This window comes from Sporanaerobacter sp. PP17-6a (assembly GCF_900095615.1).
In the GTDB taxonomy this organism is placed as follows: domain Bacteria; phylum Bacillota; class Clostridia; order Tissierellales; family Acidilutibacteraceae; genus Acidilutibacter; species Acidilutibacter cellobiosedens.
In genome coordinates this window covers 24,088-41,806 of record NZ_FMIF01000030.1, presented here as the reverse complement: position 1 = coordinate 41,806, position 17,719 = coordinate 24,088, and the positions used below count along the sequence as shown (strand labels likewise).

Here is a 17,719-nt window from a genome sequence, read left to right as displayed (position 1 = left end):
CAAATTTGAGAGAAATAAAAATCAAGAAAAATGAAAGTAATCAAAGAATTGATAGATTTCTGAAAAAATATTTGGCAAAAGCTTCTCAAGGATTTATATATAAAATGATCAGAAAGAAAAATATTAAATTAAATAACAAAAGAGTAAATCCCGAAGATATTATTAGAGAGGGTGATATAATTCAACTCTTTTTTTCGGAAGAAACCATTGAAAAGTTTTTAATTGATAAGGAAGAGATAAAATTACCTATAATTCCGAGAATAATTTATGAAGACAATAATATTATCTTAGTGAATAAGCCAAAGGGGGTTCTTTCTCATTCGGATAAAAAAGGATATGAGGATAATATTGTTGATGAAATAATAGGATATCTTCACAAAAAAGGAGAATATAACCCTAACTTGGAAACAACTTTTACTCCTTCTATATGTAATAGACTTGACAGAAATACGAGTGGGATAATAATCGGAGCTAAAAATTTTTCTTCTCTTCAGATTATAAATGAATCAATTAAAAATGGAGATATAAAAAAGTTCTATATATGTATGGTGAAAGGAGAAGTAAAGGGAGATTTTCTTTTAAAGGGATACCTGATTAAGGATGAGGAAAAAAACAAAGTAGAAGTATATAAAAACAAAGTGGAAGGTTCTAAAGAGATAATAACGGATATAAAGCTGATAGAAAAGAAAAAAGGATATTCTTTTCTTGAGATCCAATTGATTACAGGGAGGACTCATCAGATAAGAGCCCATCTTTCATCTATAGGATATCCTTTGGTGGGAGATACAAAATATGGATTAAATAGTGTGAACAAACGATTCAGAGAAGAGTATGGACTTAACAGCCAATTTCTTTATGCACATAAAATTATATTTAATGGACTTTCTCACCCTTTGGAATATTTAAATGGGAAGGAATTTACAGCAAAGGGCGGAAAAGTTCTTGAAAAAATTGAAAGGGAGTGGAAATGTGAATATTAGGGATGCGAAAAAAGAGGATATAGATGATATTGTCAAAATGTGGAAAGAGTTATCCGACTATCATAGAAATTTTTTGGATTATATGCATCTTACTGAAAATTGGGAGGAAAATATAAAAAACCTATATAGCGAAGATTTAAATGATGCCAATAGAATATTTCTAATTGCAGAAGAAAATAACGAAAGAATAGGATTCTTAAGAGGAGAAGTGAGAATTGCTTTAAGCAATATTTTTATCGTTCCCAAATCAGGTTATATAAGTGATATATTTGTCTGTCAGAGATTTAGAGGAAGTAAAGTTGCTGAGTCTCTAATGAACCGAGCTATAAGGTGGTTTAGAAGAAATGGAATTTCTAATGTAAGATTAAATGTAAATTCGGAAAATATCAGGGCAATTAGATTTTATAATAGAATAGGGTTCAAAAGAGTTAATGAGACGTTAAATTTAAACGTTTAATGTTTAAAAAAAGAAAAACTACATATCATATTACTGATTTTAAATTTAAGGAGGGTGATATATTGAAAGTTAATGATATTATGACATCTCCTGCGAAATCAGTAAGAGTTAACAGTACTCTTGGAGAAGTTGCTGATGAGATGAAAAGACTTAATGTAGGAAGTATTCCTGTTTGTGACGATTCCAATAATCTTATGGGAATTGTAACAGACAGAGATATTGTAGTCAAGGGAATATCCCAAGGGCACAACAACGGAGCAACGGTGGAATCCGTAATGACTAAAAATCCTATTACTGTTAGTCCTGAAACAAGTATTGAAGAGGCAACTAATGTTATGAGTCATCATCAAATTAGGAGGTTACCTGTAACTGATAACGGAAGGCTGGTAGGAATCCTTGCCTTAGGAGACATAGCAGTATCAGACCATGTCGCTGATAAAGCAGGAGACGCTTTATCAAATATATCGGAGCCAGCAAGACCTGAGATGTAAAACTATATAAAAAAAGGCTTTCATTGAATCATTAATATATTAAGAAAGCCTTTTTTACTGCCCTCTTAACCTCCTCTTAACCTTTTCTTAACATTTTACTAATAGATTTTTGATTTATGGCAATGAGACTTCAGGGTCATTTATTTCATATCCCGTAAAGGAATTGGAAGGAATTAATATTTTGAATCCCGGCGGTCAGGAATCGAAAGTTAAAGACACAGTAGAAGCGGAAGGATTAAATTTAAAGGATTTACAAGGAATGTTCAAAACTTTGTTATCAAAAGATTCCGGCATAATTACTATTAAATTTGGGAATGAAAACAAAATTATTGCTTTTGAGAAATTGGTAAATTCAAACTGGGTACTTGCCGTATCTGCGCCTGAAAGATTATTTTATAACGAATTATCCGTTTTTAGGACAAATTATTTCATTATTTTAATGGGGACCTTAGTATTAATGGCCATATTAATTGGGTGGTTTTCCAGATTTAAAATAGCAAAACCTATTTTGGTTCTCTCAGGATATGTGAAGAAAATGGGCGATAAGGATTTTACTGAGCCAATACCTCAAAATATCATAAAGTTAACAGATGAAATTGGGGACTTAGCCAAGTCAATGAATAAAATGCAGCAGTCAATAAAGGAAATAGTTGCCGGAGTTATGGTGGAATCAGACATTGTCGATGATTCTGCAATTACTATTGATAAACATATTAACAGCTTGAATTTACAGATTGAGGATGTTTCTGCAGCTACGCAGCAGTTATCTGCAGGCATGGAAGAAACCTCAGCATCGACTGAGGAAGTAAATGCTACCTCTATTGATTTGGAAGCAGCTATAGAACATATTGCAAAAAAGGCGGAGCAAGGCGCGATTACTTCTAATCAAATCAGTAAAAGGGCCGTTGAAATAATGAAAGTAGCATCATCTTCCGAGACAAATGCACATAATATTTATTCCATTACACAAGAAAAAATGAAAGATGCTATTAAAAAGTGCAAAGAAGTTGAAAAGATAAATATATTGTCTGATTCAATTTTGGCCATAACGTCACAAACAAATCTACTTGCATTAAATGCTTCTATTGAGGCGGCAAGAGCAGGTGAGGCCGGTAAAGGGTTTACGGTTGTTGCCGATGAAATCAGAAAACTTGCGGAAAGTTCAAGAACTACGGTAAACTTAATACAAGATATAACAAAACCAGCAATTGACTCCGTCCAAAACCTTGTAGACAGTTCAAAGCAAGTGATGGAATTTATAGATAAACAGGTAATAATGGATTATAAAAAAATGGTGAAAGTCGGCGATCAATATAGCCAAGATGCTGTTAATTTTAACGAACTTGCAGAAGATTTTAATGCTACAACTGAAAAACTCCTGGTATCCGTCAAAAATGTGACTACAGCTATGGATGAAATTGCATCAACTACTTCGGAAGGTGCAAACAGTACTACACTTATCGCACAGAAAACAGAAGATGTTGCTTCGAAAGTAAATGAAATTGTTAAACAAGCCGAAGCATCTAAGTCAAGTTCTGTAAAATTAAAAAAAATGGTTGCTCAATTCAAAATATAAAATTATTTAATGCTATAGAAGCGAATACAAATAATTTCGGCGCATAAAGAGCCCTTCGAGCGCATAATTTCCATGGAGGACCCTTAAAAGTGTGCATTTAACTATGGACTGATAGCTAAGTAGTATCTATGAAAAATGGCAAACCACTATCATTTTAATATCTGCAAACATTAAGCTGCGTTACGCCTGTAAGCCCTCATTGCAAGTAAATGTGCAACTACAAGAATACCAAGACACCATGCGAGCGCAATCCAAATGTTATTGCCAACGGGCTGGCCTGACAATATTGCACGGATGGTTTCCACTATCGAGGTTACTGGTTGATTTTCGGCAAAGGCGCGAACAACCGGCTGCATCGTTTTAGTCGGTACAAAGGCTGAACTGATAAATGGCAGGAAGATAAGCGGATAGGAAAAGGCGCTTGCACCGTCCACTGATTTTGCGGACAGTCCGGCAATCGCCGCGACCCAAGTTAAAGCCAGCGTAAACAGCGTAAGTATACCAGCTACTGCAAGCCATGACAGTATTCCAGCCGACGAACGAAAGCCCATAATCAGCGCTACTAGAATGATGACGACAACCGAGATTGCGTTGGATACCAACGAGGTCAGCACATGCCCCCACAGCACGGCTGAACGTGCTATCGGCATGGAATGAAACCGTTCAAATATGCCCCGTTGCTTATCGATAAACAGACGGTAAGACGTATAGGATATGCCGCTTGCAATCGCGATCAGCATAATGCCGGGCAGCAGGTAATTCACATAGTTATCCGTGCTGGTTTGGATTGCGCCGCCAAATACATAGACGAACAGCATCATCATCGCAATAGGCATGATGGTAACTGTGATTATGGTATCCATGCTGCGAAAAATATGGCGCATGGAACGTCCAAGCATGACGCCCAGGTCACTGAAAAAGTGTTTCTTAATCGTTTCCATTTATTTTTCCTCCTTTTTGCTGATGATTGCGAGGAATATCTCCTCCAAGGTCGGCTGTTTCTCAACATACTCCACCTTTGCAGGCGGGAACAGCTTTTTCAATTCCGCCAGCGTACCGTTGGCGATAATCCTGCCCTCATGCAGAATGGCAATTTGATCTGCCAGTTGTTCGGCTTCCTCTAAATATTGCGTGGTCAGAAACACCGTCGTGCCATTATTAGCAAGCTTTTTGACTGCCTTCCAGACCTCAATACGTGCTTCGGGATCAAGTCCGGTGGTCGGCTCGTCGAGAAAAATAACTTGCGGTTTTCCTATAAGGCTCATTGCGATGTCGAGCCTGCGGCGCATACCGCCCGAATAGGTGGAAACCCTGCGGCCGGCGGCTGCGGCCAGACTGAAACGGTTTAGCAGATCTTCCGCCACCTGATGCGGATTTTTCAGGTGCCTTAGTTTAGCAATCATGATTAAATTTTCCCGCCCGGTCAAAATTTCGTCCACAGCGGCAAACTGCCCGGTCAGGCTAATGGACTGCCTCACACTGTCGGGCTTTGACACAACATCGAAGCCGTTTACGGTGGCGGTGCCTCCATCCAGCTTCAGCAGAGTAGTGAGTATCTTGACAATTGTTGTCTTGCCTGCGCCGTTGGAGCCGAGCAGAGCGAAAATACTGCCTTTTTCCACCTCAAAATCCACGCTCTTTAGAACATGAAGTTTCTTGTAGGACTTTTGCAGCCCTTTCACTTGAATTGCTTTTTCCATCTCAATAATATCCCCCTTTTACTTTGTTTTATCCGTATCCTTTTTTATGGCCTTGTAAACTTCTTGGTTAACAGATTTCTGATAGATGTCAGCGTAAGTTTTTGAATCTTTGATCAGATTATCGCAGAAAGCCGCCACGTCACTGCCCGTCACTTCGAGAACGCCCTTCCCCGAGGCCGCGCCCTCCTCAAAAAGATCTACAATCCCTGAGAGCAAGCCCGTCCCCTCGGTCAGCTCAACAGGGCCGACCTTAAAGAGATATTTTTGAATCTCTTTATAAACAATCTGATAATCCTGCGGGAGTGCTTTGACACGCGTCATATGCGCCCGCCACTCTTTTTTGCCTTCGATGATATCTTGTATTCTCATTTTATCCTCCTATTTACCTAATTTTTTAGCAATATTATTGTTGAGTTGTTCGCGCCACTTGTCACGAATAGACTTTGCCCCTTCTTCGCCGGCCAGAGCTGAACAGAAACCTTTGATATCGTCACCCAAAACCTCTTCCACACTTTGACCGTCTGCTGCCGATTCTTCAAGCAGGCCAAGCACGCCATCGAGAATCGGCATGAGGTTGCGGCCGGTGAAATCTGCGTACGCCCAAAGATTCAAACCGATTTTGTCCCATGCCTCTTGATAATCTGCCGGAAGCTTTTTTACTCGCGAATCAAAAGCTTTCAATTCTTTAGTCATATCGTTGCCTGTAATTTTATCCCAAAAATTCATTGCTTTTCCTCCTTTAACTCGCTAATTTTTGATGATACGAACTCCCATTTTTCCCAGAACTTCCGCAATTCCTCACGCCCCGCGTCATTGAGCGCGAAAAATTTTCGCGGCGGTCCCATGTCGGAGGGCTTTTTGGTGATGTCTACCAGTTTGTTTTTTTCAAGCCGGATCAGAATGGTGTACACCGTTCCCTCCACAACATCTGTGAAGCCGATGGCGTTCAGCTGCCGCGTGATTTCGTAACCGTAGGTTTCTTTGCGGCTTATTATTTCAAGGACGCAGCCCTCAAGCACGCCTTTGAGCATTTCCGTTAGGTTTTCCAGAACAATCTCCCCCATTGCTATTTTGTATGACTGATATGAAGTGATACTGACTACTACTATATAGTATCACATAGTAGTTGGTTTGTCAATATTGATAAATGTAAATCCTATATTATACAAAATATAATATAGGATTTTTTAGATTATGACTTATCTTTAGAGATTAAGTTTTATGGGGTTAAAATGGATAGCTGAGAAAAGTCGTCAGCTTAGCTGGTAGATGGCACAGAAACATTTTTGTATAGTCTATTTTTGATATATATTATATAATTATAATATAATAATTAAATTAAAGGGGGACAAAAATGCAAGAATTATTGGACAACCTGGTTAAAATTAATCTGCCCTTAACTCATAAGGGAAAAGTGGCAAATTATATTCCTGCTTTGGCAAGAGCAGATATAGACAATCTTGGAGTTTGTGTAATAGATATGTCCGGAAACTCATATGCTTCCGGAGATTATAGAACTTTATTTACCATACAGAGCATTTCTAAAACTATTTCCTTTATGCTTGCACTTCTGGATACAGGCGAGGAAAAGGTTTTTACAAAAGTGGGAATGGAAGCAACGGGAGATAGGTTTAATTCTATATACAAGCTGGAAACAGCAGACGTATCCAAACCTTTAAATCCCATGATCAATGCGGGAGCCATAGCTGTTTGTTCTTTAATTAAAGGCAGAAATGGGGAGGAAAAATTTGAGAGGCTATTGAATCTTTTTAAAAAGATAACCGGCAATAAAGAGCTTAAAGTAAATGAAGAAGTATACAGATCAGAAAGAGAGACGGGGAACAAGAATAGGGCTATGGCTTATTTACTTAAGGATATGGGTATTTTAGAAGAAAATCCGGAAGAAATTCTAAATGTGTATTTCAAACAGTGTTCAATTGAGGTTAGTTGTGTAGATATAGCCAAAATTGGTCTTCTTCTTGCCAATGAAGGGAGACTGCCTTTTACAGGAGAGGAAATAGCCAGTAAACGTATTGCCAGAATTATAAAGACTTTTATGGTGACGTGTGGTATGTATGATGCCAGCGGAGAATTTGCCATAGAAGTGGGAATTCCAGCTAAAAGTGGAGTAGGAGGAGGAATAATGGCCTCAGTTCCTCATAAAATGGGAATAGGAGCTTATGGACCTTCCCTTGACAATAAAGGGAATTCTGTAGGAGCCTGGGGGATACTTGAAGGCTTATCAGCAGAATTAAACTTAAGCATATTTTAAAAAAGTTGCAATATATTTCCTCTATATGTTTGTTGCTTTATTTTGATAACTATAAGTGCTATAATCTATGTGATAAAAATATAAATTATTTATTGGAATAATTAGAAATTATTGAATAAAATTTTAAGTAAAGGGTGGGCCTATATGTTCAGTGACAATGAATATGTGAATGTGTTTACGGATATGATGTCGGAAGGTTTTATAGTTATAGACAACGAAGGTAAAATACAAGTATATAATAAAAAAGCCAAAGAGATATTTGGAATAATATATAATCAACATATAAGCCATGAAAGAGGAGCTATTAAAAAGGGAGATATTGTAATAATCGGAGACAATTCATTATCTCGGGATGACGGAAACCTTACTTATTCTTCATTGAAATGCATAGGAATAGAAGATAAGGGAATAGACACGGGAGATGCATTAATAGCTGTGGGCGTTTATGATGTTTGCGGAGTAAAGCCCGTATATTTGCATAAAAAGAAAGACAAACATCAGGAGACGCTAAAGTTTAAAACAAATTTCATTGATATGAATATCAGCGTAGTTATTGACTTTACAAATAAAATTATAACCATCGAAATTGACGGAGAAAAATATACTATGAATTATATAAATGCTGTAGGACATATAGTTATATTAGATGGTAAAACAAAAAAAATGAAATTTTATCAGTCTCCCGGATATACAGCAAGAAGAGAAAGCATAAATGATATATTGAAGGGAGAAATCTATAGGGCCAAAGGAGAAAATTTTGAAATACTTAATATAATAGGAAAGGATATATTTGAAATACACAAAGGAAGTTCGACGATCAAGGAATTTTTGGAAGTAGCTAAAGGCAAAGATTTAAGTTATTCTGATGAGTTCAAGGAAATCAATGGTATTCCTACGATGTGTACTCTTTTACCTGTTGATAAGAATGGTAAAAGAATAGGAGCTGCATTAATTGTTGAAGATATTTCTGAAATCAAGAGAGTAATAAAGGAGAGAGATGAGGCTCTTCAAAGTCTGGAAGAAGCTGAAAAGAAATTACTTGAAGGAAAAAGCCGACAGAAATATTTTCCTGAAATAATCAGTGAAAGCAAAGAGATGGAATATGTAAAGAATCTTGCTATTAAGGCATCAAGAACTAATTCCACCGTATTGATAATGGGAGAAAGCGGAACAGGAAAAACTCTTTTAGCAAAAGCTATTCATGATAACAGCAAAAATAAAAATAACCCTTTTGTTCACGTTAATTGTGGTGTAATAGCAGAAAGCCTTCTTGAAACAGAATTGTTCGGATATGAAGGGGGAGCTTTTACCGGAGCAAAAAACGAGGGCAAAAAGGGATTCTTTGAAATCGCTGAAGGAGGAACCATATTTTTAGATGAAATTGGAGAAATACCCTTGAGCTTACAAGTAAAACTTCTCCAATTTCTTCAAGATAAGAGTTTTTATCGTGTTGGAGGAACAAGGAAGATTAAAATTGAAACCAGAATAATAGCTGCTACAAATAAAAATTTAGAGGAAGAAATGCTTAGAGGAAGATTTAGGGAAGATCTATATTACAGGATAAATGTATTTCCCATATATATACCTCCTTTAAGAGAAAGAAAAAATGATATATACCCATTAGTAAATTCAATGCTTCCAAATATTTGTAAGAGAATTGGAAGTGAAGATAAAAGGATGTCTGGGGAAGCATTCAATATGCTTTTAAAATACCAATGGCCCGGGAATGTAAGAGAATTGGAAAATATTCTTGAAAGGGCAATAAATTTATCAGAGGGTAGTACCATTTTGTCCAAGAATTTGACCATAAATATAAAAGAACAGGATAATTTTAACGGGGATAGGATAGTTCCCTTAAGGGATATTGTAAAATATTATGAAAAGAAATCAATAGAAAATGCTCTTAAATATTTTAATGGGGATAAGAAAAAAGCAATGAATGCTTTAGACGTAAGCAAAACTACTTTTTATGAGAAGCTGAGAAAATATTCAATTAATTAATGCGGAAATAAGGAATATGTACTTTTTTTAGGAAAAAATTTTAATGTTGATATAATGAAAAAATTCCAATAGCTATTGAATTAATTTGATTTTTTTATTACGAAAATTCGGAAAATAATATTTTGAGAATGCCTTTTTTATAACCCATAGGAAAGTCATGATCTCCTTAATATATGGTTGAACTAAAATGGGTTTCAAGGAATGTATCCTTAGTATATTAAGATTTGATAGAAGCTTTTTTTATATTAAAAATAGGAGTATGTAATGGATATCAGAATTGGCATATTAATTGCTTAAATTAACATAAAAGAAATTTCAGAAAATTCTTATATTGTTTTACTATGAATAATTAATTAAGGAGGTATCAAAAAATATAGGGCTGCGATTAAAATATTAGAGGGGGGATGATACGGTATGAAAAGAATAATGGCTTTAACTATGGCATTACTGATTTTTTTGGTTGGCTGCGGATCAAGCAAAGAAGGGGACGACGAAGCACCTCAGGAGTACACGACAGCTTATGCGCAGGAAATAGAGACTTTAAATTATCTGGTTACCGCATCGGAAGTAGAATATGGGCTGGCGGCTAATCTGGTAGATACTTTAGTTGATTATGACAGATATGGAGTGATAGTGCCTTGTTTGGCAACTGAATGGAAATTATCCGACGATAATTTGACATGGACGTTTAAAATTCGTGAAGGAGTTAAATGGGTAACTAATGAAGGCAAAGAATATGCAGAGGCTACGGCACAGGATTTTGTAGATGCTATGAAGTATATTTTGGATTCCAAAAACGAATCCCAAACGGCTAATGTAGTTTATGGCGTTATCAAAAATGCGGAAAAATATTATAATCAAGAGATTACGGATTTTGAAGAAGTGGGAGTAAAAGCGGTAGATAAATATACTCTTCAATATACTCTTGAAAAGCCTACACCTTATTTTTTGTCAATGCTTAATTATTCGTGTTTCTTCCCTGTTAACGGAAAGTTTTTAGCCGAAAAGGGAGATAGATTCGGTACGGACAATACGAATATTTTATACAATGGCGCTTATATACTGGAAACCTTTGAGCCTCAGATCAGAAGGATTCTTGTTAAAAATGAAAATTACTGGGATAAAGACAATATCTTTATTGCGAATATAAACTATATATATAATAAGGAATCATCTACTTTATCGCCGGAACTGTTCCTTCGAGGAGAAGTAAGCTATGCCGATATTCCTTCTTCGGCTCTTGATGAATGGATGAAGGATTCTGAAAAAGAAGCTCAAATTCGTCCCAATAGAACCAGTTTCTTTACTTATTTTTATGCATTCAATTTTGACCCTAAATTTTCAGAAGAATATGAACCACAGAATTGGAAAATTGCAGTTAATAATGTAAATTTCCGCAAATCAATATTTCATGCTTTAGACAGAAAAGCAGCTATGCTCACTGAAGAGCCTTATGATCCCGAAAAGCGGATAAGTAACACAATAACGCCTAAAAATTTTGTAAGTGTAGATGGAGTTGATTACACTCAATTGGATGGTTTGGCCGAGATTTCAAATACCGATTCTTTCAATAAGGATTTGACTTTGAAATATAAAGAAAAAGCGGTAACGGAGCTTAAAGAGGCAGGAGCAACATTGCCGATAAAGATATTAATGCCTTACAATACAAATAGTACAGAATGGGCTAATCGTGCTCAAGTAGTGGAACAACAACTTGAAGGCTTGCTTGGCAAAGATTATATTGATGTAATAATAGACCCAAAACCACCTACAGGATTTTTGGGAGAAGTGAGGCGTGCAGGAAAATATGCAATTCTTGAATGTAATTGGGGACCGGACTATGCCGATCCGGAAACGTATACAGGGCCTTTTATGGAGGAAGGAACATATAACTGGCCTGAATTAGCAGAAGGTTATAAAGAATCTAACGGTAAAAATAAATATGAAAATATGATAGTGGCAGCAAGAAATGAAGTATTAGATATTAAAAAGAGATATACATTATTTGCAGAGGCAGAAAGTTTCTTTATAGATGAGGCTTTTGTTATTCCTTATGCAATTGGCGGCGGCGGATATTCGGCTTCTAAATTGAACCCCTTTGAATCTCCTTATTCACCCTTCGGCGTTTCTTCTTTAAGGTTTAAAGGACAAAAGGTTATGGAGAAGTCAATGAATTCGGAAGAATATGATAAACAATTGAAACAATGGGAGGAGAACCGTACTAAGGCATTAAAAGAAGCAGGTCAATAGAATAAGAGGTGAATGAAATTAATGCAAGGGCTATAGCCATAGTCCTTGCATTAAAATTAACTTATATTGCGATCCTTTGAAAGCATAATTATCGGATGATAATCGGAAAGGAAGGAGAAACATGTTAAAATATTCGTTAAAAAGATTATTTCAATCTATGGTTACGCTATTAATTGTTATAACAATAGTTTTTTTCTTATTGCGTCTGATGCCGGAAGAGGGATATTTTGGAGATAGTTATGAAAAACTTGATGAAGCACAAAAGGAAGCAATATTAACTGGCATGGGACTTAGAGACCCTCTGCACGTACAATTAGTAAATTTTTATAAAAACATTTTATCGGGAGATTTAGGAACATCGACCATATATAGGCCTAAAGTGCCTGTAATAGAAATACTCAAGAGTAAAATCCCATATTCTCTTGAGTTTGGGTTGTCTGCTATGGCAATTTCGTTGATTTGTGGAGTGTCTATGGGAATACTGATGGCACGAAGTAAAAATAAAGTTTGGGATAAAATCGGAACGGGATATATTGTAATTATAAATGCTGTTCCCGCGGCAGTTTATTATTTATTTATTCAACTTTATGCCACTGATATTTTTAAGCTTCCGATTCTTTTTAAACAAAGTGATCACCTTAGCTGGATACTTCCCGTTATTTCCATGTCCTTAGGAAGCACGGCTTCTTATGCCATGTGGATGAGAAGATACATGGTAGATGAATTAAATAGGGATTATGTAAAATTAGCAAGGGCTAAGGGATTTAAAGATAAAAAAGTCATGGTGAAGCATGTTTTGAGAAATGCCTTTGTGCCTATGGCACAATATTTACCTGCTTCCCTTTTGTATACCATATCCGGTTCCATATATATAGAATCCTTATATTCAATACCCGGAATGGGAGGTCTTCTTGTAACGGCTATTCAAAGGCAGGATAATCCTTTGGTTCAGTCACTTGTTCTTATTTATTCTTCAATAGGCATAATTGGCCTTTTCCTTGGAGATATACTTATGGCATCCTTTGATCCCCGTATTAAATTAGAAGGCAAGGGAGGTGCGAGATAATGGGAATAGGAAACAAAAAAATAACTAAGCTCGCTGAAGGGATCAACGAATCTATTAAAACGGATGAAGCCTTGTTTGATTTTGAGGAATATGATGATTCCTTGGCAGAACGTACAGGATATTCCAATTACTCTTACTGGAGGTCCACATTTTATGTGTTTATAAAAAATAGAGCCGCGTTATTTTTTTTAATCATAATGATCGCTCTTTTAGTTTTTACATTTATTCAGCCTATACTTCCCAATCAAAAGTCACCTACTCAAATTTATATTGATCCGGCTACCAATATGCAGCTTATGAATCATCCTCCCGATTCGGAATTTATATTTGGGACAAATTCCATAGGTCAAGATCTCTGGGCCCGTATATGGAGCGGAACCCGTACCTCTTTAATGATTGGACTTTTAGTAGCTATATGGCAAGCTATAGCGGGAATTACCATAGGGGCATTGTGGGGCTATGTCAGAAGTCTTGATCGTTTTATTACTGAGGCTTATAATGTCATTGATAATATACCTACAACTATAATTTTGATATTGCTGACCTATATAATGCGTCCCAGCATAGGGACATTAGTTTTTGCAATGTGCATAACCGGATGGCGCGGAATGGCATTGTTTGTCCGTAATCAAATAGTAATTATAAGGGACAGAGAATATAATTTAGCATCTAAATGTCTCGGAACTCCAACTCGAAGAATTATAACCAGGAACCTTCTTCCCTATTTAGTTTCCGTTATTATGCTGAGAATGGCTTTAGCTATTCCGGAAGCCATAGGTTCCGAAGTATTCTTGACTTATATAGGCCTCGGGTTGCCAATAAGTATTCCATCCTTAGGGAATCTGATAAATGAGGGTAGAGTTGTTATGATGGTCTCATCGTTGCGTTATCAGCTAATATTTCCTGCAATAGTTATATCAATTATAACAATATCTTTTTATGTAATCGGAAATGTATTTGCCGATGCGGCTGATCCAAGAAATCACATATAGGAGGGGATGATATGATGGAAGAGAATGTTATATTATCCGTAAAAGACCTTGTAGTTAAATTTAAATTAAGAGGGAGGATTTTAACGGCTATAAGAGGGATATCTTTGGATGCATATGAGGGCGAAAGCTTAGCAATAGTAGGAGAATCAGGATCAGGCAAATCAGTTTTTACTAAGACCTTTATGGGGCTTTTGGATAAGAACGGATGGGTGGACTTCGGAAGCATAGAATATAAGGGTAAAGATATAACAAAATATAAAACTGAAAATGATTGGATAAAAATTAGAGGGAAAGAAATAGCAATGGTATTTCAAGAACCCATGACTTCTTTAAATCCTCTTAAAACCATTGGAAAACAAGTTGAAGAGACTATAATTCTTCATCAAGGGTTAAGAGGGGAAAATGCTAGAAAAGCAGCGGTGGATATTCTCAGGGATGTAGGAATTCCTGAACCGGCGAAAAGATATTCCCAATACCCTCATGAGTTTTCAGGAGGCATGAGACAGAGGGTTGTTATAGCGATTGCTATTGCCTGCAGACCCAATATTCTTATATGTGATGAACCTACTACTGCCCTGGATGTGACTATACAAGCGCAGATATTGGAACTTTTAAAAAACTTAAAAAGAAAATATAGCCTCACCATTATATATATTACTCATGATTTGGGAGTAGTAGCTAATGTGGCAGACAGAATTGCCGTTATGTATGCCGGTGATGTTGTTGAAATAGGTACTTGTGAAGAGGTTTTTTATAATCCTCAGCACCCTTATACCTGGGCACTTTTGTCATCCCTTCCTCAGTTGGGGATTAAAGGCAAGGAGTTGTATACTATTAAAGGAACTCCTCCCAATTTGTTTAATGAGATAAAGGGAGATGCATTTGCTCCTCGTAATCCGAGAGCATTAAAAATAGATTTTATTAAAAAGCCTCCTTATTTTTCAGTAAGTCCTACTCACAAAGCTAAAACTTGGCTTTTGGATCCCCGTGCTCCAAAGGTAGAGCCGCCGGAGTCCATAAAGATGTTGAGGTCGCAATGGAAGGTGAATAATAATGGAATATAATAAGAGAGAAGTACTATTGGAAGTTAACAATTTATGCATAGAATTCGGAAGAAAAAAGAAAAACAGATTTAGAGCCGTTGATAATGTGACTTTTGAGATTTATAAAGGTGAGACTTTTGGACTTGTAGGAGAATCCGGCTCTGGGAAGACCACTATAGGGAGAGCAATTATGAGATTAAATGAAACATCTAAAGGGGATATAATTTTTAAAGGTCACCGTATTAATGGCAAGATCGGTAAAGAAATGGATAAGGAATTAACCAAAGAAATTCAGATGATATTCCAAGATCCTATGGCATCTCTTAATGAAAGAGCAAAAGTGGATTATATAGTATCGGAAGGATTATATAACATAAAAAATTATAAGAATGAAAAGGAGAGAAAAGAAAAAGTTGAAAATGCTCTTTTAGACGTAGGGCTTATTCCGGAGTTTGCCAGTAGGTTTCCCCATGAATTTTCGGGAGGGCAGAGACAAAGAATAGGAATTGCAAGAGCTTTAGTAATGGAACCGGAATTTATTATAGCAGACGAACCCATATCTGCTCTTGATGTTTCAATACGGGCCCAAGTTTTAAATCTTTTGTCTAATCTTCAAAAGAAAAAAGGGCTGACTTATTTGTTTATAGCTCATGACCTGTCTGTCGTAAGGTTCATATCAGATAGGATAGGAGTAATCAGGAAGGGAAAGATAGTTGAACTTTCGGAAACAGAAGAGCTGTTTCAGCATCCTCTTCACCCTTATACTCAAGGACTTCTTTCTGCAATACCGCTGCCTGATCCTGTGAAGGAAAAGCATAAGATACTGAAGGTGTATGATCCGAAATGCCATGATTATGATAAGGATAAACCGGAATGGGTTGAAATAGGGAGAAATCATTTTGTTTTGGCAAATAAGAGGGAGCAGGAACAATATAAGAAAGTATTAAAAGAGTTTAACTGAGATTAAATTTGTAGTTAAGGAGTGATTTAAGAATATGAATATAAAAGACGATTTTACTCATGGAATTATAATTAAAACATTGTGCCCATTGAAAAAAAGTCCCGAATTTGGAACGGAAATGGTGGATGAATCTTTATTTGGAAGGAAAATCAAAATATTAGAAAATGCAGACAATAACTGGTATTATGTTGAGACTGACTATAGGTATAAAGGATATGTAAATAAAGATTATATATATGTAAATGATAAGAAAACAAAGAATTGGATGGAAAATGCAAACCATACTGTTTGCTGGAATATCGTAGATGTAATGGCGGAACCTAAGTTCCAGTCATATCCTCTGATTCGGCTTACAAGAGGTGCTATAATTAAATTGACGGGGAAGGAAGAGGAACAATGGGTTCAGATGGAATTCCCTCAAGGAGATAAGGGCTGGATTAGAAAGGATTTTGTAAAAGAGAAGGTGAACATAGGGTCTGTATATCGAGAAGAGGATATAAGAAGAAAAATAGTAAATACGGCTCTTTCTTATATGGGAACTCAATATAAATGGGGAGGAAAATCTCCATTGGGAATAGATTGCTCCGGCTTATGTGCCATATCATATTTAATTAACGGAATAATAATTTATAGGGATGCCCAGATAAAAGAAGAGTTTAATATGAGAAGAATAAAAAGGAAAGATATGAAATTGGGAGATATGCTTTACTGGCCTGGTCATGTGGCGATGTATATAGGAGATGAAAAATATATTCATTCTACGGGAAAGTCCAGTGGAGTTGTTATAAATAGTCTTAATGCTGAAGATGAAAATTATAGAGAGGATCTTGCAGATATAAAAGAAGTCGGAACGATATTTTAATAATCCATTATCCTGAGATAACCATGTTTACAAAAAGCAAAAACAGTTATTTGATTGGATAATTATTATGTAATTGACATTTTTGGAGATTAGTGATATCATAAATAAACAATTTGAAAATACTCATGAGGGAGTAGTTAGCGCATAAAATGTGTGCGTGATAAGTCAACATGCTGACTGATAACAGTCTGGCTTGTCTTAAATAACGAGACTCATGTATAACTTTAACGGCTATACATGGTCTTGTGGGATTCTTTTTATTTATAAGCTCAGGTATTGCCGTAAGGATTATACCTGAGTTTTTCTTTTTGTAAATAAAAAAATAAGAGATGAATTCAATGTCACCATAATCATGATTACTCATCAAATGGAAGGGGTTAAAAAAATGGTAGAAGAGGGGCGGGATTGCAGCGAGATCTTAATTCAGCTTTCTGCCGTTCGTTCTGCTATTAACAGTATTAGCCGTATCGTTTTACAGGATCACATTACCCATTGTGTTGTAGATGCTGTAAAAAACGGGGATAAAAAAGTTCTTGATGATCTGAATAATGCGGTTGCTAAGTTTCTGAAATAAATAAGAAAGGGGGTAAATTTATGTGGGAGAAAAGCCGAAGAAATATCCTTTTTACGATAATTTCGGCGGTTACATTGATTTTAAGTTTAACGGGTGTATTGGAGAATGTATTACCTTTTGATATTGCATGGGTTGCTATTGTACTTTGTGGTATCCCCATCGTAATTGGCTCTGTAACCGCCCTTATTAGGGAACATGATATTAAGGCAGATGTGTTGGTTTCCATTGCGTTGGTTGCCTCCATATGTATCGGCGAATATTTTGCCGCAGGTGAAGTGGCCCTGATTATGGCCATCGGAACATTGCTTGAGGATGCCACTGCCAGCAAAGCACGTAAAGGCATTGAAAAACTTATAGACCTCACACCAAAAACTGCAAGGGTCAAAAGAAATGGAAAAGAGGAGATTATCCCTACAGATGATGTGAAAATCGGGGATATTATTGTTGTATTTGCAGGTTGATATAAATATTATGAATATAAAAGTTTTCAAACA

The 17,719-nt window shown here is 36.2% G+C and carries 19 protein-coding genes; 14 read left to right on the top strand and 5 right to left on the bottom strand.

Annotated features, from left to right (window positions below; genetic code table 11):
* Positions 1–5 precede the first annotated feature (5 nt).
* The 4 genes from PP176A_RS12315 to PP176A_RS12300 all read left to right on the top strand — a co-directional run bounded on the left by PP176A_RS12315 (position 6) and on the right by PP176A_RS12300 (position 3,504).
* Entirely contained in the window at positions 6–980 is a 975-nt protein-coding gene (locus PP176A_RS12315; RefSeq protein ID WP_071140786.1) for an RluA family pseudouridine synthase, read from the top strand.
* Complete coding sequence (locus PP176A_RS12310; protein WP_071140785.1) at positions 943–1,437, top strand: GNAT family N-acetyltransferase; 495 nt, start codon at positions 943–945, stop codon at positions 1,435–1,437. The genes PP176A_RS12315 and PP176A_RS12310 overlap by 38 nt, the downstream gene beginning before the upstream one ends.
* Positions 1,438–1,499: 62 nt before the next feature.
* A complete protein-coding gene (locus PP176A_RS12305) occupies positions 1,500–1,928 on the top strand; it encodes a CBS domain-containing protein (protein ID WP_083381951.1) in 429 nt (142 codons plus the stop codon).
* Between the two features lie 181 nt (positions 1,929–2,109).
* Positions 2,110–3,504 (top strand): methyl-accepting chemotaxis protein, encoded by a 1,395-nt coding sequence (locus tag PP176A_RS12300; protein ID WP_071140784.1) that lies wholly within the window; start codon positions 2,110–2,112, stop codon positions 3,502–3,504.
* 170 nt (positions 3,505–3,674) lie between these two features.
* Here the strand turns inward: PP176A_RS12300 and PP176A_RS12295 are convergent, their stop codons facing one another.
* Genes PP176A_RS12295 through PP176A_RS12275 form a run of 5 tightly spaced genes read right to left on the bottom strand, consistent with a single transcriptional unit; the run spans position 3,675 to position 6,268 of the window.
* Positions 3,675–4,445: an ABC transporter permease gene (locus tag PP176A_RS12295; protein ID WP_071140783.1), complete on the bottom strand. Its 771-nt coding sequence runs from the start codon at positions 4,443–4,445 to the stop codon at positions 3,675–3,677.
* The gene (locus PP176A_RS12290; RefSeq protein ID WP_071140782.1) at positions 4,446–5,204 is read right to left on the bottom strand and encodes an ABC transporter ATP-binding protein; all 759 of its coding nucleotides are present in this window, start codon (positions 5,202–5,204) and stop codon (positions 4,446–4,448) included.
* Positions 5,205–5,222: 18 nt separating this feature from the next.
* Positions 5,223–5,573 carry a DUF1048 domain-containing protein gene (locus PP176A_RS12285; RefSeq protein ID WP_071140781.1) on the bottom strand — a complete coding sequence of 117 codons (351 nt, stop codon included), beginning with the start codon at positions 5,571–5,573 and terminating at the stop codon, positions 5,223–5,225.
* A gap of 9 nt (positions 5,574–5,582) precedes the next feature.
* Positions 5,583–5,930 carry a DUF1048 domain-containing protein gene (locus PP176A_RS12280; RefSeq protein WP_071140780.1) on the bottom strand — a complete coding sequence of 116 codons (348 nt, stop codon included), beginning with the start codon at positions 5,928–5,930 and terminating at the stop codon, positions 5,583–5,585.
* Complete coding sequence (locus PP176A_RS12275) at positions 5,927–6,268, bottom strand: PadR family transcriptional regulator (protein WP_083381950.1); 342 nt, start codon at positions 6,266–6,268, stop codon at positions 5,927–5,929. Before PP176A_RS12275 ends, PP176A_RS12280 begins: the two co-directional genes overlap by 4 nt.
* 290 nt (positions 6,269–6,558) lie before the next feature.
* Here PP176A_RS12275 and glsA point away from each other — a divergent pair, with 290 nt between their 5' ends.
* From glsA to PP176A_RS12225, 10 genes are all read left to right on the top strand, one after another.
* Positions 6,559–7,476, top strand: a complete 918-nt coding sequence (gene glsA, locus PP176A_RS12270; protein WP_071140778.1) for a glutaminase A — start codon at positions 6,559–6,561, stop codon at positions 7,474–7,476.
* Positions 7,477–7,620: 144 nt separating this feature from the next.
* Complete coding sequence (locus PP176A_RS12265; protein WP_071140777.1) at positions 7,621–9,477, top strand: sigma-54 interaction domain-containing protein; 1,857 nt, start codon at positions 7,621–7,623, stop codon at positions 9,475–9,477.
* Positions 9,478–9,891: 414 nt separating this feature from the next.
* Complete coding sequence (locus tag PP176A_RS12260; protein WP_071140776.1) at positions 9,892–11,727, top strand: peptide ABC transporter substrate-binding protein; 1,836 nt, start codon at positions 9,892–9,894, stop codon at positions 11,725–11,727.
* Positions 11,728–11,848: 121 nt separating this feature from the next.
* Entirely contained in the window at positions 11,849–12,793 is a 945-nt protein-coding gene (locus PP176A_RS12255) for an ABC transporter permease (protein ID WP_071140775.1), read from the top strand.
* Positions 12,793–13,785: an ABC transporter permease gene (locus tag PP176A_RS12250; protein ID WP_071140774.1), complete on the top strand. Its 993-nt coding sequence runs from the start codon at positions 12,793–12,795 to the stop codon at positions 13,783–13,785. The genes PP176A_RS12255 and PP176A_RS12250 overlap by 1 nt, the downstream gene beginning before the upstream one ends.
* Before the next feature lie 11 nt (positions 13,786–13,796).
* Positions 13,797–14,849: an ABC transporter ATP-binding protein gene (locus tag PP176A_RS12245; protein WP_071140773.1), complete on the top strand. Its 1,053-nt coding sequence runs from the start codon at positions 13,797–13,799 to the stop codon at positions 14,847–14,849.
* On the top strand, positions 14,839–15,789 hold the full coding sequence (locus PP176A_RS12240) for an ATP-binding cassette domain-containing protein (protein WP_071140772.1): 951 nt from the start codon (positions 14,839–14,841) through the stop codon (positions 15,787–15,789). Before PP176A_RS12245 ends, PP176A_RS12240 begins: the two co-directional genes overlap by 11 nt.
* Before the next feature lie 34 nt (positions 15,790–15,823).
* On the top strand, positions 15,824–16,651 hold the full coding sequence (locus PP176A_RS12235; protein WP_071140771.1) for an NlpC/P60 family protein: 828 nt from the start codon (positions 15,824–15,826) through the stop codon (positions 16,649–16,651).
* Between the two features lie 352 nt (positions 16,652–17,003).
* Positions 17,004–17,225 (top strand): metal-sensing transcriptional repressor, encoded by a 222-nt coding sequence (locus PP176A_RS12230; protein ID WP_083381949.1) that lies wholly within the window; start codon positions 17,004–17,006, stop codon positions 17,223–17,225.
* Between the two features lie 20 nt (positions 17,226–17,245).
* Positions 17,246–17,686: a hypothetical protein gene (locus PP176A_RS12225; protein WP_071140769.1), complete on the top strand. Its 441-nt coding sequence runs from the start codon at positions 17,246–17,248 to the stop codon at positions 17,684–17,686.
* Positions 17,687–17,719 lie beyond the last annotated feature (33 nt).